At 60.6% G+C, this 20,529-nt stretch carries 24 protein-coding genes; all 24 read left to right on the forward strand.

Annotation, left to right across the window (positions count from 1 at the left end):
- The first annotated feature begins 4 nt into the window (after positions 1-4).
- Complete coding sequence (locus tag Q0936_RS05245) at positions 5-604, forward strand: NADH-quinone oxidoreductase subunit C (RefSeq protein WP_299140547.1); 600 nt, start codon at positions 5-7, stop codon at positions 602-604.
- Between the two features lie 30 nt (positions 605-634).
- Positions 635-1,510 (forward strand): sulfotransferase, encoded by an 876-nt coding sequence (locus Q0936_RS05250; protein WP_299296657.1) that lies wholly within the window; start codon positions 635-637, stop codon positions 1,508-1,510.
- A complete protein-coding gene (locus Q0936_RS05255; RefSeq protein ID WP_299140551.1) occupies positions 1,511-1,681 on the forward strand; it encodes a hypothetical protein in 171 nt (56 codons plus the stop codon).
- Between the two features lie 154 nt (positions 1,682-1,835).
- Positions 1,836-3,047, forward strand: coding sequence for an NADH-quinone oxidoreductase subunit D (locus tag Q0936_RS05260; protein ID WP_299296735.1), 1,212 nt, complete (start codon positions 1,836-1,838; stop codon positions 3,045-3,047).
- Between the two features lie 6 nt (positions 3,048-3,053).
- Positions 3,054-3,404: a hypothetical protein gene (locus Q0936_RS05265; RefSeq protein WP_299296658.1), complete on the forward strand. Its 351-nt coding sequence runs from the start codon at positions 3,054-3,056 to the stop codon at positions 3,402-3,404.
- On the forward strand, positions 3,404-4,567 hold the full coding sequence (locus tag Q0936_RS05270; protein WP_299296659.1) for an NADH-quinone oxidoreductase subunit E: 1,164 nt from the start codon (positions 3,404-3,406) through the stop codon (positions 4,565-4,567). The genes Q0936_RS05265 and Q0936_RS05270 overlap by 1 nt, the downstream gene beginning before the upstream one ends.
- Positions 4,568-4,594: 27 nt before the next feature.
- On the forward strand, positions 4,595-5,470 hold the full coding sequence (locus Q0936_RS05275; RefSeq protein WP_299296660.1) for an endonuclease: 876 nt from the start codon (positions 4,595-4,597) through the stop codon (positions 5,468-5,470).
- 3 nt (positions 5,471-5,473) lie between these two features.
- Positions 5,474-5,692 carry a DUF5337 family protein gene (locus Q0936_RS05280; RefSeq protein ID WP_299140557.1) on the forward strand — a complete coding sequence of 73 codons (219 nt, stop codon included), beginning with the start codon at positions 5,474-5,476 and terminating at the stop codon, positions 5,690-5,692.
- 73 nt (positions 5,693-5,765) lie between these two features.
- A complete protein-coding gene (gene nuoF, locus Q0936_RS05285; protein ID WP_299296661.1) occupies positions 5,766-7,046 on the forward strand; it encodes an NADH-quinone oxidoreductase subunit NuoF in 1,281 nt (426 codons plus the stop codon).
- A 400-nt stretch (positions 7,047-7,446) separates the two neighbouring features.
- Positions 7,447-7,893, forward strand: coding sequence for a DUF3291 domain-containing protein (locus Q0936_RS05290; RefSeq protein WP_299296662.1), 447 nt, complete (start codon positions 7,447-7,449; stop codon positions 7,891-7,893).
- Positions 7,894-7,920: 27 nt separating this feature from the next.
- Positions 7,921-8,289 (forward strand): hypothetical protein, encoded by a 369-nt coding sequence (locus tag Q0936_RS05295; RefSeq protein ID WP_299296663.1) that lies wholly within the window; start codon positions 7,921-7,923, stop codon positions 8,287-8,289.
- A gap of 122 nt (positions 8,290-8,411) precedes the next feature.
- Positions 8,412-8,810, forward strand: coding sequence for a DUF5333 domain-containing protein (locus Q0936_RS05300; RefSeq protein WP_299296664.1), 399 nt, complete (start codon positions 8,412-8,414; stop codon positions 8,808-8,810).
- Between the two features lie 3 nt (positions 8,811-8,813).
- Positions 8,814-10,832: an NADH-quinone oxidoreductase subunit NuoG gene (gene nuoG / locus Q0936_RS05305; RefSeq protein ID WP_299296665.1), complete on the forward strand. Its 2,019-nt coding sequence runs from the start codon at positions 8,814-8,816 to the stop codon at positions 10,830-10,832.
- Positions 10,829-11,209: a hypothetical protein gene (locus Q0936_RS05310; protein ID WP_299140573.1), complete on the forward strand. Its 381-nt coding sequence runs from the start codon at positions 10,829-10,831 to the stop codon at positions 11,207-11,209. Before nuoG ends, Q0936_RS05310 begins: the two co-directional genes overlap by 4 nt.
- A gap of 6 nt (positions 11,210-11,215) precedes the next feature.
- Complete coding sequence (nuoH, locus tag Q0936_RS05315; protein ID WP_299140575.1) at positions 11,216-12,256, forward strand: NADH-quinone oxidoreductase subunit NuoH; 1,041 nt, start codon at positions 11,216-11,218, stop codon at positions 12,254-12,256.
- Between the two features lie 3 nt (positions 12,257-12,259).
- A complete protein-coding gene (nuoI, locus tag Q0936_RS05320) occupies positions 12,260-12,754 on the forward strand; it encodes an NADH-quinone oxidoreductase subunit NuoI (RefSeq protein ID WP_299140578.1) in 495 nt (164 codons plus the stop codon).
- Complete coding sequence (locus tag Q0936_RS05325; protein WP_299296666.1) at positions 12,751-13,137, forward strand: carboxymuconolactone decarboxylase family protein; 387 nt, start codon at positions 12,751-12,753, stop codon at positions 13,135-13,137. The genes nuoI and Q0936_RS05325 overlap by 4 nt, the downstream gene beginning before the upstream one ends.
- Entirely contained in the window at positions 13,130-13,549 is a 420-nt protein-coding gene (locus tag Q0936_RS05330) for a carboxymuconolactone decarboxylase family protein (RefSeq protein WP_299140583.1), read from the forward strand. The genes Q0936_RS05325 and Q0936_RS05330 overlap by 8 nt, the downstream gene beginning before the upstream one ends.
- The gene (locus Q0936_RS05335; RefSeq protein WP_299296667.1) at positions 13,546-14,148 is read left to right on the forward strand and encodes an NADH-quinone oxidoreductase subunit J; all 603 of its coding nucleotides are present in this window, start codon (positions 13,546-13,548) and stop codon (positions 14,146-14,148) included. Before Q0936_RS05330 ends, Q0936_RS05335 begins: the two co-directional genes overlap by 4 nt.
- 3 nt (positions 14,149-14,151) lie before the next feature.
- Positions 14,152-14,622 carry a hypothetical protein gene (locus Q0936_RS05340; RefSeq protein WP_299296668.1) on the forward strand — a complete coding sequence of 157 codons (471 nt, stop codon included), beginning with the start codon at positions 14,152-14,154 and terminating at the stop codon, positions 14,620-14,622.
- 42 nt (positions 14,623-14,664) lie between these two features.
- Positions 14,665-14,970 (forward strand): NADH-quinone oxidoreductase subunit NuoK, encoded by a 306-nt coding sequence (gene nuoK / locus Q0936_RS05345; RefSeq protein WP_011569388.1) that lies wholly within the window; start codon positions 14,665-14,667, stop codon positions 14,968-14,970.
- A gap of 459 nt (positions 14,971-15,429) precedes the next feature.
- Positions 15,430-17,496: an NADH-quinone oxidoreductase subunit L gene (gene nuoL / locus Q0936_RS05350; protein ID WP_299296671.1), complete on the forward strand. Its 2,067-nt coding sequence runs from the start codon at positions 15,430-15,432 to the stop codon at positions 17,494-17,496.
- On the forward strand, positions 17,496-19,037 hold the full coding sequence (locus tag Q0936_RS05355) for an NADH-quinone oxidoreductase subunit M (protein ID WP_299296673.1): 1,542 nt from the start codon (positions 17,496-17,498) through the stop codon (positions 19,035-19,037). Before nuoL ends, Q0936_RS05355 begins: the two co-directional genes overlap by 1 nt.
- Before the next feature lie 47 nt (positions 19,038-19,084).
- Entirely contained in the window at positions 19,085-20,521 is a 1,437-nt protein-coding gene (gene nuoN / locus Q0936_RS05360) for an NADH-quinone oxidoreductase subunit NuoN (RefSeq protein WP_299296675.1), read from the forward strand.
- The last annotated feature ends 8 nt before the right edge of the window (positions 20,522-20,529 follow it).

Consider the following 20,529-nt stretch of genomic DNA (forward strand, 5'->3'; position numbering starts at 1 on the left):
CGCCATGACCGAAGCCCTGAACGAACTTGGCACCTATATCGAAGCCAAGCGCCCAGACTGTGTGCTGGGCTGGGACGTCACCCATGGTGAACTGAACGTCGATGTGGCGCCTGCAAATATTGCGGGACTGGCCGAGTTTCTGACCACCGATTCGACGACACGCTTTTCGACGTTGGTCGACATCACCGGCGTCGATTATCCGGGCCGGTCCAAGCGGTTCGACGTCGTCTACCACTTCCTGTCGATGTACCAGAACCACCGCATCCGTCTGCGCGTGTCCATCCGCGAGGATCAGATGGTGCCGTCGATTGTCGATGTGCACCCTTCGGCCAATTGGTTCGAGCGCGAAGTGTTCGACATGTTCGGCATCCTGTTTTCGGGCCATCCGGACCTGCGCCGCATTCTCACCGACTACGGCTTCCGCGGCCACCCGCTGCGCAAGGACTTTCCAACGACCGGCTACACCGAAGTCCGCTATGACGAGGTCGAAAAACGCGTGGTCTATGAACCGGTTAGCCTGGTGCAGGAATACCGCCAGTTCGATTTCATGTCGCCGTGGGAAGGGGCCGAATACATCCTGCCCGGTGACGAGAAAAAGGACTGACCCCGTGCCGCACCGCGCGGTAGGGCACACGTGACAGAGCCGCTCATCGCAATAGGCATCGGCGCGCAAAAGGCCGCGACCTCATGGTTGCACAGCGCGCTGGCGCATCACCCCGACTGCGCCATGACCAGGGTCAAAGGCCTGCACTACTTCAACAAATTCGAACCGGGCCGCGCAGAGCGTGACCGGTTCCTCGTGGCTCGCAAACGCACCAGCATCGCGCGCGCCAGATCAAACGGGGCGTCCATGATCGCCGGTGTCCCGCTCGACGACTTTGCCGCCGAGGTCGAGGCATGGGCCGCGCTGACTGAACACACCACCATCGATACGGCGGCCTATCTCGCACTGCTGCACCTGAACCGACCACCTGCCAAAGTCGTGGGCGAGGTGACGCCCGCCTATGCCACTTTGCCCCGCGACGGCCTGCGCACGCTCTATGAAATGTCGGACCGCGTGCGGCTGATCTTTGTGATGCGCGATCCCATTGACCGCTTTTGGTCGGCCGCCCGGATGCGGGGTCGCAAACAGTCGCCGGGGTCCGAAGTCGATCACGCCATTTCCGTTGTCACATCCGCCCTGAACGGTGAGATGCCCGCCTATGACCTGCGCGCCGACTACGCGATGACCCTCGACAATCTGTCCCACATCGCATCCGCCGCACATGTACATCTCGACTTCTACGAAGACCTCTTTGACAGTGGTCTGGATCGTCTGTGCGCGTTTCTGGGCATCGCGCCCCACGCCGCCACCGCACCGGCACCCGTCAACGCCGGACACGCAGCCGATCTGCCCCGCGATCTTGGGCGCGCACTGTATCAACGGCTGGCACGGCAATACGACGCCGTGGCAGAACACATGGGCCGCATGCCCGCCGCATGGCAAAACGCAATGGAGGTTTACGGATAAATGTCGATCTACTGGCTGATCATCGCCGCACTCAGTGTCATTCCACTGTTCAAATTGCTGCCCCACTTCGGCATCAACAAATACTGGGCTCTGGCCGCCATCGTTCCGATCGGCACACTCGGTCTGCTCTGGTTTATGGCGATCAAACTCCAGGAACTGGAACGCCGCTGACCGGCTTTGGCACGATCCGCTGCATTTTCCGGCGGGTCCGCGACCACGTAACACTGGTACGCCCCTTGCGTCCTCAATATAAGGTCGTAAAAGCACATACACGCAGGCGCAGTCTCAGGTGCCGGCACATCGCGGAAAGCATGGTGATGACATGATGGATGGCTCCAATTTCGACGACGCTCTGACGGGCGAGCAGAAGATCCGCAATTTCAACATCAACTTCGGCCCGCAACACCCGGCGGCGCACGGCGTGCTGCGTCTGGTGCTCGAGCTGGATGGTGAAGTCGTGGAACGCTGCGACCCGCATATCGGCCTTCTGCACCGCGGCACCGAAAAGCTGATGGAAAGCCGGACGTACCTTCAAAACCTGCCCTATTTCGACCGGCTCGACTATGTGGCGCCGATGAACCAGGAACACGCCTGGTGTCTCGCCATCGAAAAGCTGACGGGCGTCGAGGTGCCGCGCCGCGCGTCCCTGATCCGTGTGCTCTATTCCGAGATCGGGCGCGTGCTCAACCACCTGCTGAACGTCACGACACAGGCCCTCGACGTGGGCGCGCTGACACCGCCGCTCTGGGGCTTTGAAGAGCGTGAAAAGCTGATGATCTTTTACGAGCGGGCCTGCGGCGCGCGCCTGCACGCGGCCTACTTCCGGCCCGGCGGTGTGCATCAGGACCTGCCCGACGACCTGATCGATGACATCGAGCAATGGGCACATGAGTTCCCCGACCTGCTCAGCGACATTGACGGTCTGCTGACTGAAAACCGTATCTTCAAACAGCGCAACGTCGACATCGGCGTCGTGACCGAAGATGACATTCAGAAATACGGCTTTTCCGGTGTCATGGTACGGGGCAGTGGCCTCGCATGGGATTTGCGCCGTGCGCAACCCTATGAATGTTATGACGAATTCGACTTCCAAATCCCGGTGGGCAAGAATGGCGATTGCTACGACCGCTACCTGTGCCGGATGGAAGAGATGCGCCAGTCGGTGTCGATCATCAAACAGGCCATCGCCAAACTGCGCGAAGCCACTGGCGACGTGCTGGCCCGTGGCAAGATCACACCGCCGTCGCGCACCGACATGAAAACGTCGATGGAATCGCTGATCCACCACTTCAAACTCTATACCGAAGGCTTCCACGTCCCCGAGGGCGAGGTCTACTGCGCGGTCGAGGCCCCCAAGGGCGAGTTCGGCGTCTACCTCGTCGCGGACGGGTCCAACAAACCCTACCGCTGCAAGATCCGCGCACCGGGGTTCTTGCACCTGCAAGCGATGGACCACATCTCGACCGGCCACCAACTGGCCGACGTCGCAGCCATCATCGGCACGATGGACGTGGTGTTCGGCGAAATCGACCGCTGACACCAGATGCAAAGGGCCGTCAACATATTCGGGATCGCCGTAGGTGTCGCATTTGTTGCCTATGGGTTCTGGTATTTCGTGCAACCGGTGGCCGCGCTCGCTGCGGCGGATCATACGGTTGACCAACTGCCCTTGGTGATGGGAGGGCGCTACGCACTGTTCGGCGCTTTGCTCGTTGCCGCACTTCTCTACAAAGACAGTATCGTAACCACGGCCCTGTTGATTGGGTTCACCTTTTTGGCGCTTGTCGATACCGTTATCTACTGGAACATCGCGCCGACCCGCCATGCCGTCACGGGGCTGATATGCGCCCTTTTTGCACTCTTTTTCTACAGTCAACGAAAGGTGGGTAACTGATGCTCCGCCGTCTCCACGCCGAACAACCCGACAGCTTTGCCTTCACCCCGGACAATCAGGCCTGGGCCGAAGCGCAGATCACCAAATACCCCGAAGGTCGTCAGGCCTCTGCCATCATCCCGCTGTTGTGGCGCGCGCAAGAGCAAGAGGGGTGGCTGACCCGTCCGGCGATTGAACATGTGTCCGACATGCTGGGCCTGGCTTATATCCGGGGTCTCGAAGTCGCCTCTTTCTACTTCATGTTCCAGTTGCAACCTGTTGGTTCCGTTGCCCATATTCAGGTTTGCGGTACCACGTCCTGCATGATCTGTGGTGCCGAGGATCTCGTGGCCGTGTGCAAGGACAAGATCGCAGCCAAAGCGCATCAGCTGTCGGACGATGGCAAGTTCTCGTGGGAAGAGGTCGAATGCCTCGGCTCCTGCGCCAACGCGCCCATGGCGCAGATCGGCAAGGATTATTACGAGGATCTGACGGCGGCGCGCATGGGCGAGATCATTGATGAGCTGGCTGCCGGCCAGGTGCCCACGCCGGGCCCTCAGAACGGGCGCTACGCCGCCGAGCCGCTCAGCGGTCTGACCTCGCTCAAGGATTTCGACAGCGGCCACACCAAGTACAACGCCTCTGTCCAGCTGGCGACGGATATCGGCGACACGGTCAAGCGGATCGACGGCACCGAAGTGCCGCTGCTCGCCCCGTGGGGCAAGGCGAATGCCTCGCCCGAGCCGAGCAATGCCAATGACGCGCCTGCATCTGCGCCCGTGTCCAAGGCCCCGCCCAAAGAGTCGAAGTCCAAGGCCAAGCCCAAGCGCTCCGCCCCTGCGGCCGAGAAAAAGGATGAGGCAAAACAAACGGATACGGCTGTCCCCGCGGGGACAAAGCCTGCATTGCTGACCGAGGCCCGCGCCGGTGGCGCCGATGATTTGAAGATGATCAAGGGCATCGGGCCGGGTCTGGAAAAGGAACTGAACGCGGCGGGCGTCTACCATTTCGACCAGCTCGCGTCGTGGACGCCAGAGGAAGTTGCCTGGGCTGATCAGCACCTTGTGCGCTTCAAGGGGCGTGTCAGCCGTGACAATTGGGTCACGCAGGCGCAGGCTCTGGCCAGCGGGACCGAGACAGAATTCTCCCAACGTGCGAAAAAAGACGGTATCTATAAAGAGTAATAACCTCAAAACGGGAGAGGGATACCGATGGACAATAAACAGGGATCGATCAGCTGCGCACTCGGATGCTGGCTGGTTGCGGTGCTGGGCGGCGTGTTGGCCGCAGTGCTGTTGTGGGTTCTGGGCGGCTGGACGTTCATGCAGGGCGTATTCGCCGCTGTGGTTGTCGCAGCTGTGGCCGGGCTGCTGTTGAGCTGGATCATGTGCCGTCCGCTGCCTGCGGCGGGCACGGCGTCCGTTGGTGACAAGGACGACGCGACAGCGCGGGCGGATGCCTCGCGTGCCGCGGCAGAGGCGCGATCGGCAGAGGCGGCCGAAGCAGCGGCTGCGCAACCTGCGGCGGCGGCACCCGTGGCGGCACAGGCCGAGAAGCCGACACCGAAAGCCGAAGCACCGAAAGCCGCCGAAGCAAAGGCCGAAGCACCCGCGGCACCTGCCGTGACCGCGTCCAAGCCGCTGGCCGGACAGGAAGAGCTGGCTGCGCGCAAGGGCGAGTGGAAATACGAAGGCGATGCCGCAGAGCCCAAGGCCGAAGCGCCGAAAGCCAAGCCAAAGGCAAAAGCCAAACCCAAAGCCAAGGCCAAGGAGACCGTGCCCGCCGCAGCGGAAGGCGCGGGCACCAAGCCCGAGACGCTGGCCGCGGCCCGCGAGGGTGGGCCCGACAACCTCAAGCAGATCAAAGGCGTTGGTCCCAAGCTCGAGGCGCTGCTGCACTCGATGGGCTTTTATCACTTTGACCAGGTCGCCTCGTGGGGCGCGGACGAAGTGGCTTGGGTCGATCAGAACCTCGAAGGGTTCAAAGGCCGCGTGACCCGTGACGAATGGGTATCGCAAGCCAAGATCCTGGCCGAAGGCGGCACCACCGAGTTCTCGAGCAAGGTCAAAAAAGGCGGCGTTTACTAACGCATGGCAGATCAGCTTGATCCAAAGCTGGCCCGGCAGGGCCGTATCGCGGCCCTCGTCATTGCGGGGGCCGCTTTGTTATCTATATTTTCACCGGTGATCGTGACAGGTTTGGGTCTGCCGCGCCGGTTTGAGATACTTCTGCTGCTTTTCGCACTGGCTGCGTTCATTTGGGCACTGGTGGTGGCCGTCAGGATTTGGCAAAAGAGCCGAGACAACTAGGCCTGCGCGCGCAGGGCCACTAAAGGCAAAGGATATCACGCGCCCTACCGCGTGTTACAAAAAGGACGTACCCATGCTGGCTGACAAGGATCGTATCTTTACCAACATCTACGGGATGCACGACCGCACGCTGAAGGGCGCGCAGGCGCGTGGGCATTGGGACGGCACCGGCAACCTGATCAAGAAGGGCCGCGACTGGATCGTTCAGGAGATGAAGGACAGCGGGCTGCGCGGACGTGGCGGCGCGGGCTTTCCCACCGGTCTCAAGTGGTCGTTCATGCCCAAGGAAAGCGACGGTCGCCCCAGCTATCTGGTTGTGAACGCCGACGAATCTGAGCCGGGCACATGTAAAGACCGCGAGATCATGCGCCATGATCCGCACACGCTGATCGAAGGGTGCCTGATCGCCTCCTTCGCGATGAATGCCAACGCTTGCTATATCTATATCCGCGGCGAATACATCCGCGAGAAAGAGGCGCTGCAAGCCGCGATTGACGAGGCCTATGACGCAGGGCTGGTGGGCAAGAACGCCGCTGGGTCGGGCTGGGATTTCGAGATTTACCTGCACCACGGGGCAGGGGCCTATATCTGCGGCGAAGAAACCGCATTGCTGGAATCGCTCGAAGGCAAGAAGGGGATGCCCCGGATGAAGCCGCCGTTCCCGGCGGGCGCGGGCCTTTATGGCTGCCCGACGACTGTGAACAACGTGGAATCGATTGCCGTTGTGCCGACGATCCTGCGGCGCGGGGCGTCCTGGTTCTCGGGCTTTGGCCGTCCGAACAATGCGGGCACCAAGCTGTTTGCCATTTCGGGCCACGTGAACCACCCCTGTGTCGTCGAAGAGGCGATGTCGATCAGCTTTGAAGAACTGATCGAAAAGCATTGCGGCGGTATTCGCGGCGGTTGGGACAACCTCAAGGCCGTGATCCCCGGTGGGTCTTCTGTTCCCTGCGTGCGCGGGGAAAAGATGAAAGACGCCACCATGGATTTCGACTATCTGCGGAACGATCTGCAGTCGGGTCTGGGCACGGCGGCGGTGATCGTGATGGATCAGAGCACCGATATCATCAAGGCGATCTGGCGCTTGTCCAAGTTTTACAAGCATGAGTCCTGCGGACAGTGTACGCCTTGCCGTGAGGGTACGGGGTGGATGATGCGCGTGATGGACCGTCTGGTCAAAGGCGAGGCGGAGGTCGAAGAGATCGACATGCTGCTGGATGTGACCAAGCAGGTTGAAGGGCACACGATCTGTGCGTTGGGCGATGCGGCGGCCTGGCCGATCCAGGGTTTGATCCGGAACTTCCGGGATGAGATCGAGGATCGGATTGCGGGCAAGCGGATCGCGGCGGAGTGAAATACTGCGCTTGCATCGCACTTGCTTTTCTAGCTGCATGCACCCCTGCCGAAAATGATGTGGTCCTTGCGCAGCAAGGGCAGCGTGTTGGGAGTGAGAGGTACGACCTCTTTTTCATCAACTACACTGGACCAATGCACGACACACCTTGTGTTCAGCCCACCGCTCGAGAGAATGTCATTCTTACGCTTCCGAGTGTGCGTCGAGCCACTATCATCGTGAAGAAATCCGACGGCACTCCTATACAATGCGGCGAAGAGGCAGCTGTGCGTGATGTCGCCAATTCATTTTGTCGAGAAGTATCGCGGCCAACCGAAATTTAGCCGCGCGTGATCTGGCGAGAGGATGGGGCAGTAGAGGTTCAGCACGGTTGTCGAAGTCGAGGGTTTTTTTAGTCAAAATGCACCTCGCTGAGTTCAACATAGGCACTCTCAAATACGACTGGGAAGACCCGCGTGTTGCGGATTTTCGGGACAACCTTGACCGGGTCTATGACATCGCGCGGCGCTGTCCTGGCTATGTCTGGCATATGGAAAACGAGGATATGGAGGCCGCGCAGCTTGAAGCGGGCGGGCCGCTTGGGGGCAATCCGCGGACGGCGTCCACTTTGTCCGTCTGGGCGGATGTCGACAGTTTCCGGCATTTCGTGTTTCAAACGGTGCACAAGCAGTTCTATGACCGCAAGGCGGAGTGGTACGATCTGGACCAACAGGGCACGCGGCTGGTGATGTGGTGGGTGGCCGAGGGGCACATCCCCACGGTCGGGGAGGCGATGGAACGCTTTCATCATCTTGAAAACCATGGCAATACGGATCACGCCTTTGGGTGGGACCACGTCCGCCCGTGAGATTGCCACCGGCGGAGGAGACGACCCGTGACCAAGACCCGAACCCTGATGGATATGCGCCCCGCGTTGTTGACCGGAGTGCTTTTGATCGCTGCATTGCTTTTGTCGGCCTGTGCCGAGCGGCGTGCGGACCGGGTGGCTTTTGACGGCGTGTTTTTCCGGTCGACGGCCAAGAAAGTGGACAAACAGCGCGACCAGTTTGAGGTGTCGGTGACGCCTGTGTCGGCATCGCTGGACGGTGCGCGCGAGGCGGGACGGTATGAAGCGATCCGGTATTGCATTGCGCAGTTCGGCACGTCGACTATCGACTGGGTGAACGGGCCGGATGCGGAAGACGGGCGGTTAACGATTTCGGGTGACAAGCTGTTGTTGCGCGGTGCCTGTGCGCCGCAGTGACGTCGCCTCGCGAAATGGCGACATTTTGTGTGCTAACGGGTTGTGTCAGCCCATGTTATTGCATAGCACAACACTGCTTTCCCACCTTGCGTTGACCTGACGCGACATGTGGAGAAATAAAGATGCGCGCAATGATTATGGCCCTGATCCTTAGCCTGACTGCCGGGATAGCCTCGGCGAAGCCTCCTTTGCGGGAGGTGCCGGAAATTGACGGTACGATTTTGGCTGTCGGGATTGCGGATGAGATTCGGACGAACTGTCCGGATATATCGGGCCGTCTGGCCAAGGCCTATCGCACCGTTTTGTCGTTAAAGTCCCGTGCACGCGATCTGGGGTATTCCAACGCGGAGATCGACGCCTATCGCAAGTCGGATGCTGAGAAGGCACGGCTGAAAGGTGCGCGAGACGCTTATTTGCGGCAAGGCGGAGTGGCACAGGGCCAGGCGGCCAGCTATTGCGACCTTGGCCGTGTTGAGATTGAAAAAGGCAGCCAGATCGGCGCCCTATTGAGGATGAACTGACGTATGAGCAACCTCCGCAAAGTCATCATCGACGGTAACGAGATCGAAGTGGATGGGGCAATGACCCTGATCCAGGCCTGCGAAGAGGCGGGGATCGAGATCCCGCGGTTCTGTTATCACGAGCGTCTGTCGATTGCGGGGAACTGCCGGATGTGTCTGGTCGAGGTTGTGGGTGGCCCGCCCAAGCCTGCCGCGTCATGCGCGATGCAGGTCAAGGATCTGCGCCCCGGTCCCGAAGGCCAGCCGCCTGTCGTGAAAACCAACAGCCCCATGGTCAAGAAGGCCCGCGAGGGGGTGATGGAGTTTCTGCTGATCAACCACCCGCTGGATTGCCCGATTTGCGATCAGGGGGGCGAGTGCGATTTGCAGGATCAGGCGATGGCTTACGGCGTCGACTTCAGCCGGTTCCGCGAGGCCAAGCGCGCGACGGATGACCTGGACCTCGGTCCGCTGGTCGAAACACATATGACGCGCTGCATTTCCTGCACCCGTTGTGTGCGGTTCACCACCGAGGTGGCGGGCATCACGCAGATGGGCCAGACGGGCCGTGGTGAGGATGCGGAAATCACGTCCTATCTGGGCGAGACGCTCGAATCGAACCTTCAGGGCAACATCATCGATCTGTGCCCCGTGGGCGCGCTGGTGTCGAAGCCCTATGCGTTCACCGCCCGTCCTTGGGAACTGACCAAGACCGAGAGCGTGGACGTGATGGACGCGCTGGGGTCGTCGATCCGCGTGGACACCAAGGGCCGCGAAGTGATGCGGTTCCTGCCGCTGAACCACGATGGCACCAACGAGGAATGGATTTCGGACAAGACGCGCTTTGTCTGGGACGGGCTGCGCCGTCAGCGTCTGGACAAGCCCTATATCCGTGAGAACGGCAAACTGCGCCCCGCCACATGGCCCGAAGCCTTGGGCAGGGCCGCAGAAGCGATCAAAGGGGCCAGCAAACTGGCGGGTCTCGTGGGTGATCTGGCGCCGGTTGAGGCGACATTCGCGCTGAAACAGTTGATCGAAGGGCAGGGCGGTATTGTCGAGTGCCGCACCGATGGTGCGAAACTGCCCAGCGGCAACCGCGCGGCCTATGTCGGCACTGCCACGATCGAAGATATTGATGAGGCCGAAGCGATCATGCTGATCGGCACCAACCCGCGCGTTGAGGCGCCCGTGTTGAACGCGCGCATCCGCAAGGCGTGGGCGCGGGGCGCCAGCGTTGGTGTGATCGGCGAGATGGTCGACCTGACCTATGAGGCGAACCACATCGGCACAGAGCCTTCCGTGATGAACGAGCTGCTCAAGCGCGATCACAGTGCAGTGCAGGAAAAGCCGTCGGCGATCATCGTGGGTCAGGGCGCATTGACGCGCGGCGACGGTGCGGCGGTTCTGGCCGCAGCACAAGCGCTGGCGGAAAGCACGAAATCGGGCCTCTTGGTGCTGCACACCGCGGCGGCACGCGTGGGCGCGATGGATGTGGGGGCCACGAACCCCGACGCCATGGCCGCCGTGGACGGGGCGGACGTGATCTATAACCTCGGCGCGGACGAGATCGAAATCGCGGACGGCGCGTTCGTGATCTATCAGGGCAGCCACGGGGATCGCGGCGCACACCGCGCTGACGTGATCCTGCCCGGTGCCGCCTATACCGAAGAGCCGGGCCTGTTCGTGAACACCGAAGGGCGTCCGCAACTGGCGGCCCGCGCCAGCTTTGCCCCCGGTGATGCCAAGGAAAACTGGGCCATCCTGCGCGCTTTGTCGGGCGAGATGGATGCGAAACTGCCCTATGACAGCATCGGCGCGCTGCGTCAGGCGATTGTGGCGGCGCATCCGCATTTGGGTGACATCGACGTGGTGGCCGAAAACAGCGGTGAGACGCTGGAGATGGGCACGATGGAAGGCGGCACGCTGGCCTCCAACGTGACCGATTTCTACCTGACCAACCCGATTGCACGGGCCAGCCAGCTGATGGCAGAGCTGAGCGCCAACGCCAAGGCGCGCAAGACCGAGGCGATGGCCGCTGAATGAAGGCCGCTTGGCTCATAAGCTGCGTGCCTTTGGCCGCCTGTGACCCGGTCCCAACGGCCGAGCAGTTCATCCCCGATTATCGCGGGGTGGAGACGACGCTGTTGGATGATGATCTGGTGCAGTTCAACGTGTCCATGACCAATGCGCTGAGCGCGCAGGACGTGTCGAACTATGCCGAATGTGCCGCTGCCGGATACACGTTGATCCGGGGCTGGGGCTTTGCGCGTCATTTGCGCACAAATGTGGACGAAGAGGCTGGCGTGTGGACGGCGGATGCTGTTTACACCATCTCGCCAGCCCTGCCGCGGGGGATCAAGACAATCGACGCCGAAGTCGTGTCTGCATCCTGTGCGGAGAAGGGAATACCGACGGTGTGAGGACTGATGGCTGACTTTTTCACAAATAGCCCGTTGGGCATTGGATTGCTGATCGTGGGTCAGGTCCTGCTGGTGGTTGTGCCGCTTTTGGTGGCGCTGGCATTCCTGATGTATGCGGACCGCAAGATCTGGGCCGCCGTGCAGATGCGCCGTGGTCCCAACGTGGTTGGTTTCTACGGCCTGCTGCAAAGCTTCGCGGATTTCGGCAAGTATATCGTCAAGGAAGTCGTGGTGCCTGCGGGTGCGGACAAGGCGGTGTTCTTTATGGCGCCGATGGTCAGCCTGGTCATGGCGCTGATTGCCTGGGCGGTGATCCCGTTCAATGACGGCTGGGTGTTGTCGGACATCAACGTGGCCATTCTCTATGTGTTCGCGGTCTCCTCGCTTGAGGTTTATGGCGTGATCATGGGCGGCTGGGCGTCGAACTCGAAATACCCGTTCCTTGGCTCGCTGCGGTCTGCGGCGCAGATGATTTCCTATGAGGTCAGCATCGGTCTGATCATCATCGGGGTGATTATTTCGACGGGATCGATGAATTTCAGCGGGATCGTGACCGCGCAGGATGGCGATTGGGGTCTGTTCAGCTGGTATTGGTTGCCGCACTTCCCGATGTTGTTCCTGTTCCTGATTTCGGCCCTGGCCGAGACGAACCGCCCGCCCTTTGACTTGCCCGAGGCCGAATCCGAGCTGGTGGCTGGCTATCAGGTGGAATACTCGTCCACGCCCTTCCTGCTGTTCATGATCGGTGAACTGGTGGCTGTGGTGCTGATGTGCGCGCTGGTGTCGCTCTTGTTCTTTGGGGGCTGGTTGTCGCCTGTGCCGTTCCTGCCCGATGGGGTGCTGTGGATGGTGGCCAAGATGCTGTTCGTCTTCTTCATCTTCTCGATGGTGAAGGCGATCACGCCCCGCTACCGCTATGACCAGCTGATGCGGATTGGGTGGAAAGTGTTCCTGCCGTTCTCGCTTTTCTGGGTGGTGTTCGTGGCCTTTGCGGCCAAGTTCGAATGGTTCTGGGGCGTCTATGCCCGCTGGCCGATGGGAGGATAATCCATGACGCAGATCGACTATGGACGCGCCGCGAAGTACTTCCTGTTGCAGGATTTCTATGTGGGTTTCAAACTGGGGCTGAAGCACTTTTTCCGCCCCAAGGCGACGGTGAACTATCCGCATGAAAAAGGGCCGTTGTCGCCCCGGTTCCGTGGCGAACACGCGCTGCGCCGCTATCCGAATGGCGAGGAACGCTGCATTGCGTGCAAGCTGTGTGAGGCCGTGTGCCCAGCGCAGGCGATCACCATCGATGCCGAACCCCGCGAGGACGGCAGCCGCCGCACCACGCGGTACGATATCGACATGACCAAGTGCATCTATTGCGGGTTCTGCCAGGAGGCATGCCCGGTGGACGCCATTGTCGAGGGTCCGAATTTCGAATTCAGCACCGAGACGCGTGAAGAGCTGTACTATGACAAGGACAAGCTCTTGGCCAATGGCGAGCGCTGGGAGGCGGAGATCGCGCGCAACCTCGAACTGGATGCGCCTTACAGATGAGCCTTGATGAACCCACATATGCGCGCGGCAAAGAGCTGTCGGAGCAGGTAAACCCTGGCATGGAGGAGGCCCTGGCTGCCCGCTATGACGCGCTGGTGCCTGGTCTGTCGCGCATGGTGGTCGAGGTGCCTTATGGCACGTTCTATTCCCGCGGTGTGGTTGACGAAAAGACCCGGCTGCTGGCCACGGTTGCCGCGCTGACCGCGCAGGGCGGCCAGACGCGTCCGCAGCTCAAGGTCAACATCGCCAGTGCCCGCGCTGTGGGCGCGAGCCGCGAAGAAATCTGCGAGATCATCTACCAGATGACGCTCTATGGTGGGTTTCCGGCCATGATCAACGGCATGAACGCCGCAATCGAAGTGTTCGAGGCCGAAGATGACTGACGCGCCGAACCCTTTTGCCGCGCTGATGGCGCAGATGCAGGAAATGGCAAAGGCCATGCCGCAGATGGGCGCCTTTGACCCGGCCAAGGGCTTTGACGCCAAGGCGATGGAGGCCCTGTGGCCGACCATGCCCAAAGAGGTGATGGAGACGTGGTTCGGCAATGCGCTGAACGAAAACGGGCTGGATGCCAAGACGCGGCTTCTGATCACCCTTGCCGGGCTGACAATGCAGGGCGCGCAGGCCGACAGCGCCGTGCGCCAGACCGTGCGCCACGCCCGCGAGGCTGGTGCCACCGATCAACAGATTTCCGAGACATTGGGCATGATGGCGATGTTCGCCGGTGTGCCCGCCATGACCCGGGCCATGGAACTGGCCCAAGAGGTGATGGACGACGACAAGGACAAGACATGACTGTATTTGCCTTTTATCTCTTTGCGATTGCAGTGATCACCGGTGGCCTGTTCACGGTGATCAGCCGCAACCCGGTGCACTCGGTCCTGTGGCTGATCCTCGCGTTCCTCAGTTCGGCGGGCCTGTTCGTCCTGCTGGGTGCGGAATTTGTCGCGATGCTGCTGATCATTGTCTATGTGGGCGCGGTCGCGGTGCTGTTCTTGTTCGTGGTGATGATGCTGGACGTCGATTTTGCCGAGCTGAAGGCCGAGATGGCCCGGTATATGCCGCTGGCGTTGCTGATCGGTTTGGTGATTCTGATGCAATTCGTGCTGGCCTTTGGCGCCTGGGAAAGCAATGCCGCCGCCGAAGGGCTGCGGGCGCAGGTCACCCCGGTTGACCGTCACAACACCGAAGCCCTCGGCCTGATCCTCTATGACCAGTATTTCCTGCTGTTCCAGCTGGCGGGTCTGATCCTACTGGTTGCGATGGTGGGGGCGATTGTCCTGACCCTGCGCCACCGCGTCGACGTCAAGCGCCAGGATGTGCTGGCACAGATGTACCGCGATCCGGCCAAAGCGATGGAGTTGAAGGACGTCAAACCGGGGCAGGGGCTGTAAGTCTTGATCACACGGTGCGCATATCTGGCGGCGGTCGTCGCGCTGATCGGAGGGCAGGCCATTGCGCTGACCCTGATCGATTGCGACCGGACCACGCATATCTCCCATGGGGGAGAGGCGGATCATGTGGATCTGGGTGAGGGCCGTGTGATGTGGCGCGACTGGTGGAGCCAGGAGGGTACTGCGACTTCGTTCACGGTTGTGGATTGTGGCCCCGGCACGGCGCTGACCTTTCGCGCAGCCGAGGACAACATGGGCACGCGCCTGCCGTTTGACCGCACCGACAAGGCACTGGCCGTGATCAAGCGCCACGAAAGCGGCGCGCGCGCCTTTGCCACCTTTGACCGCATGGCCGCCGATCTGGACGGTATCGCGCGGGATATCGACATCATCACGCTGGATGCGGAGCCCTGTGCCTGCGCCGCACTCTACCCCGAGGCGCGGGGCGACAAGACAGAATTCATGCTGGGTTAACCGGCATCAGACGACAAGCGGGGACAGCCCCGGAGGGACGACATGATAGGACTTGAACATTACCTGACAGTGGCGGCGACGCTGTTCGTCATTGGCATCTTCGGGCTGTTTCTCAACCGCAAGAACATCATCATCCTGTTGATGAGCATCGAGTTGATGCTGCTGGCGGTGAACATCAACCTTGTCGCATTCTCCAGCTTTCTGGATGACCTCGTGGGGCAGGTGTTCACGCTGTTTGTCCTGACGGTCGCCGCCGCCGAGGCTGCGATTGGTCTGGCCATTCTGGTCTGTTTCTTCCGCAACCGCGGCACCATCGCCGTCGAAGACGTCAACGTGATGAAGGGCTGAGGCTGTGAAAAGGTATACAGCAAGTATTCTCGCGTTCCTCGTTGCGTCCCAGGCCCTTGCGTCGGTGCCGGATACATCGTTTTGCGTCGAGGAAGATGGGCGTGTCTATGATGTTGTGACACGCGTGGCTGATGATCAGGTGTTTGGGTACACATCGGGGTTGGGTCAGAGAACCAAACTGGTGTTTGTGGCGTGCTCTTCCGATCGTCCCGCGATTTGGATTTCTAATGCAGACCGCCCCAATTCACGTGTGAGCGCAGAGTCCATACTGATAGATGCAGCCGCAAGCGAAGACACCGTTTCGTTTAAAACATTGGACAAACTGTTGGACGAAAACGGGTTTGCATCGAGCATACAAGGTTATCGACCAAATGGTTGTCTGTGTGACCCGAAGACGTTGCAGCAAGCGTTTGTTCCGCCAGCTCTTAAAGACAAGTTGATCGAAGAGGATCAGAAATAATGGAAACCATCATCCTCTTTGCCCCGCTGGTTGGCGCGCTGCTGTGTGGCTTTGGCTGGCGCATCTTTGGCGAGACAGCGGCCATGTGGATTGCCACGGGTCTGCTGTTCCTGTCGGCGATCCTGTCCTGGGTTGTGTTCCTGACCTTTGACGGCACGACCGAACAGATCCAGATCCTGCGCTGGATCGAGAGCGGCTCTCTGAGCACCGATTGGGCGATCCGGCTGGACCGGCTGACCGCGATCATGCTGATCGTAATCACCACCGTGTCGAGCCTCGTGCACCTTTATTCCTTTGGCTACATGGCCGATGACCCGCAGTGGCGTGAGGGCGAAAGCTATAAGCCGCGCTTCTTTGCGTACCTGTCGTTCTTTACCTTTGCGATGTTGATGCTGGTGACAGCGGACAACCTTGTGCAGATGTTCTTTGGCTGGGAAGGTGTGGGTGTCGCGTCCTACCTGCTGATCGGGTTCTACTATCGCAAGCCGTCGGCCAATGCCGCCGCGATCAAGGCGTTTGTGGTGAACAGGGTGGGGGATTTCGGCTTTGCGCTGGGGATCTTTGGCCTGTTCTTCCTGACCGACAGCATCAATTTCGACGATGTGTTTGCGGCAGCGCCCGAGATTGCGCAGACGCAGCTGACCTTCCTGTGGACGGACTGGAATGCGGCGAACCTGATTGCGTTCCTGCTGTTCATCGGTGCGATGGGCAAGTCGGCGCAGCTGTTCCTGCACACGTGGTTGCCGGACGCGATGGAGGGGCCGACGCCTGTGTCGGCGCTGATCCACGCGGCGACCATGGTGACGGCGGGCGTGTTCCTTGTGTGCCGCATGTCGCCGCTGATGGAGTTCGCGCCCGAGGCGATGGCCTTTGTCACAGTGCTGGGCGCGCTGACCGCGTTCTTTGCCGCAACCGTGGGTCTGGTGCAGACGGACATCAAGCGCGTGATCGCCTATTCGACCTGTTCGCAGCTGGGTTACATGTTCGTGGCCGCCGGTGTCGGCGTCTATTCGGTGGCGATGTTCCACCTGTTCACGCACGCGTTTTTCAAGGCGATGCTGTTCCTTGGTGCCGGGTCGGTGATCCATGCGATGCACCACGAGCAGGACATGACCAACTATGGCGGTCTGCGCAAAAAGATCCCCTATACGTTCTGGGCCATGATGATCGGCACGCTGGCCATCACCGGTGTCGGTATCCCGCTGACGGGCTGGATCGGCTTTGCCGGGTTTGCGTCCAAGGATGCGGTGATCGAAAGCGCCTATGTCGGGTCGACCTTTGCCTTCTGGCTGCTGGTGATCGCGGCGCTGTTCACGTCGTTCTATTCGTGGCGCCTGATGTTCCTGACCTTCTACGGCGAGGCGCGGGGCGACAAGCACACCCATGATCATGCGCATGAAAGCCCGATGGTCATGTTGATCCCGCTGGGTGTGCTGAGCCTTGGCGCGATGTTCGCAGGTGCGATCTGGTATGGGTCTTTCTTTGGCAAGCCGAACGAGGTGGTCAAATTCTTTGGCGGCGAGTACACGGCCCCTGCGGAAGAGATCAAAAAGGCCGTGGCCGAACGCAGCCCGAAAGCCTCCGAGCTGAAATACGTGATGGAGAGCGCGCCGGGTGAAGCGGGCATCTACATGGCCCCCGAAAACACCGTGCTGCACGAGGCGCACTATGTGCCCACATGGGTCAAGCTGTCGCCGTTCGTTGCGATGCTGGTCGGGTTCCTGGTGGCCTTCTGGTTCTACATCAAGAACCCATCGCTGCCCGGTCGTCTGGCCGAGAACCAGCGCCCGCTGTACCTGTTCCTCAAGAACAAGTGGTACTTTGACGAACTCTATCACTACGTGTTCATCGTGCCTGCGATGTGGATCGGCAAACAGCTGTGGAAACGCGGTGATGGCGATGTGATCGACGGCACAATCAACGGCGTGTCGATGGGCATCGTGCCCTTTATCACCCGCCTCGCTGGCCGTGCGCAGTCCGGCTATATCTTTACCTATGCCTTCGCCATGGTGATCGGGATCGCAGTCCTTGTCACTTGGATGACGCTCAGCGGAGGAGCGAACTGATGGACAACCTTCTTTCCATCGTCATCTTCATGCCCGCCTTGGCGGCGCTGATCCTGGCCGTGTTCCTGCGCGGTGAAGACGAGGCGGCACAGCGCAATGCCAAATGGGTGGCGCTGGCCACCACGGGCATCACGTTCATTGCGTCGTTGTTCATCCTGTTCGAATTTGATCCCAACGACACCGGGTTCCAGTTCGTCGAGGAAGGCGAGTGGATCATGGGCCTGACCTACAAGATGGGGGTCGATGGCATCTCTGTCCTGTTTGTGATGCTGACGACGTTCATCATGCCACTGGTCATTGCCGCGTCCTGGTCGGTCACGGACAGGGTCAAGGAATACATGATCGCCTTCCTCCTGTTGGAGACGCTCATGCTGGGCGTGTTCATGGCGCTGGATCTGGTGCTGTTCTACCTGTTCTTCGAGGCCGGTCTGATCCCGATGTTCCTGATCATCGGCATTTGGGGCGGGGCGAACCGCATCTATGCGAGCTTCAAGTTCTTCCTCTATACCTTCCTCGGGTCGGTCCTGATGCTGGTGGCGATGGTGGGCATGTATGCCGATGCGGGCACCACGGATATCGAGGCACTGCTGAACCACCAGTTTGGCACCGAGGCGTTCAGCCTGCTGGGGATGCAGGTGGTGGGCGGCATGCAGACGCTGCTGTTCCTTGCCTTCTTTGCCAGCTTTGCCGTCAAGATGCCGATGTGGCCGGTGCACACCTGGCTGCCGGATGCGCACGTGCAGGCGCCCACGGCGGGGTCCGTTGTTCTGGCCGCGATCCTGCTGAAGCTGGGCGGCTATGGGTTCATCAGGTTCTCCATCGGCATGTTCCCGGTGGGGTCGGACGTGATGGCGCCGCTGGTCCTGTGGATGTCGGCGATTGCGATTGTCTATACGTCGTTGGTGGCCCTGGTGCAGGAAGACATGAAAAAGCTGATCGCTTATTCGTCCGTCGCGCACATGGGTTTCGTGACCATGGGTATTTTTGCTGCGAACCAGCAGGGCATTGACGGCGCGATCTTCCAGATGCTGAGCCACGGCTTTATCTCTGGCGCGCTGTTCCTGTGTGTTGGCGTGATTTATGACCGGATGCACACCCGCGACATCGACGCCTATGGCGGTCTGGTGAACCGGATGCCGGCCTATGCGCTGGTGTTCATGCTGTTCACGATGGCCAATGTGGGCCTGCCGGGTACCTCCGGGTTTGTGGGTGAATTCCTGACGCTGATGGCGGTGTTCCAGGTCAACACCTGGGTCGCGCTGGTGGCAACGTCCGGTGTTATCTTCTCTGCGGCCTATGCGCTGTGGCTCTATCGCCGGGTGGTGATGGGTGATCTGATCAAGGAAAGCCTGAAATCCATCACGGACATGAGCCGCCGCGAACGCGCGATCTTTGCGCCGCTGGTGGTGATGACGATCTTGCTGGGTGTCTATCCTGCGCTGATCCTCGACATCATCGGGCCTTCGGTGGCTGCCCTTGTGACCCAATACGACACGGCGCTGGCCGCGGCAGAGGCCGCAACCCAGTTTGCCGGGAACTAAGGACATGTATCAATGTCCGACCACTCTGTTTCTTGAGGACTGTACTCATGTCTGCTGATCTGACCATCATCCTGCCCGAAATCCTGCTGGCTGTGTTTGCCATGCTGGGTCTTGTGGTTGCGGTCTATACCACCAAGGACGGCATGGCCTCGGCCCTGCTGTGGGCGACGGCGGCGGTGTTCATCGCCGTGGGCGCGTGGATCGGGTTCACCGGAGAGGGCACGAATGTCGCCTTTAACGGCATGTTCGTCGAGGACGCGTTTGCGCGCTTTGCCAAGGTGACGATCCTGCTGTCGGCTGCCGCGGTGCTGCTGATGAGCGAAGGATACATGACCAGCCGGGGCCTCTTGCGGTTCGAGTATCCGATGCTGGTGGTGCTGGCCGTGGTCGGCATGATGATGATGGTGTCGGCGGGCGATCTGATGGCGCTGTATATGGGCCTCGAGCTGCAATCGCTGGCGCTTTATGTCGTGGCGTCGCTGCGCCGGGAGTCGGTGAAATCGACAGAGGCGGGGCTGAAGTATTTCGTGCTGGGCGCTTTGTCCTCCGGTCTGCTGCTTTATGGGGCGTCGCTGGTCTATGGTTATGCCGGGACCACGCTGTTTTCCGGCATCGTGCAGGTCGCCGAAGAGGGCGTGTCGCTGGGTCTGCTCTTTGGCCTGGTGTTCCTGATGGCGGGTTTTGCGTTCAAGGTGTCGGCGGTGCCATTCCACATGTGGACGCCCGACGTCTACGAAGGCTCGCCCACACCCGTCACTGCGTTTTTTGCCACGGCCCCCAAGATTGCGGCCATGGCGTTGTTTGCGCGGGTAATGCACGATGCCTTTGGCGGCGCGGTTGCCGATTGGCAGCAGATCATGGCGATGCTGTCGGTGCTGTCGATGTTCCTTGGCGCCTTTGCCGCGATCGGACAGACCAACATCAAGCGTCTGATGGCGTTCTCGTCCATCGCCCATATGGGCTATGCGCTGATGGGGCTGGCCGCCGGTACCGTTCTGGGTGTGCAGGCGATGCTGGTTTACATGGCGATCTATGTGACCATGAACATCGGCACCTTTGCCTTTATCCTGATGATGGAGAAAGACGGCCAGCCGGTTGTCGATATCGCGTCGCTGAACATGTATGCCAAGCGCGAGCCGGGCAAGGCGCTGGCGATGCTGGTGCTGCTGTTCAGCTTGGCGGGTGTGCCGCCGATGCTGGGGTTCTTTGGCAAGCTCTATGTGCTGCGCGCCGCCTATGAGGGTGGTCTGGCGTGGCTGGCCGTGGCGGGCGTGATCGCGTCGGTGATAGGGGCCTACTACTATCTGCGCATCGTTTTCTTCATGTATTTCGGCGACGCGGATGAGGAACGCCTGAATGGCGGCCGGTCTCCGGTTCTTTATGTGATGCTGATGGCCTCGGCGCTGATCATGGTGGTGGGCATCATCAACATGCTGGGTGTCGAAGGGGCCGCAGCCGCAGCGGCGGCAGCGCTGGTCAACTAGGGCCGCGT

Source organism: uncultured Tateyamaria sp., from assembly GCF_947488715.1.
Lineage (GTDB): Bacteria > Pseudomonadota > Alphaproteobacteria > Rhodobacterales > Rhodobacteraceae > Tateyamaria.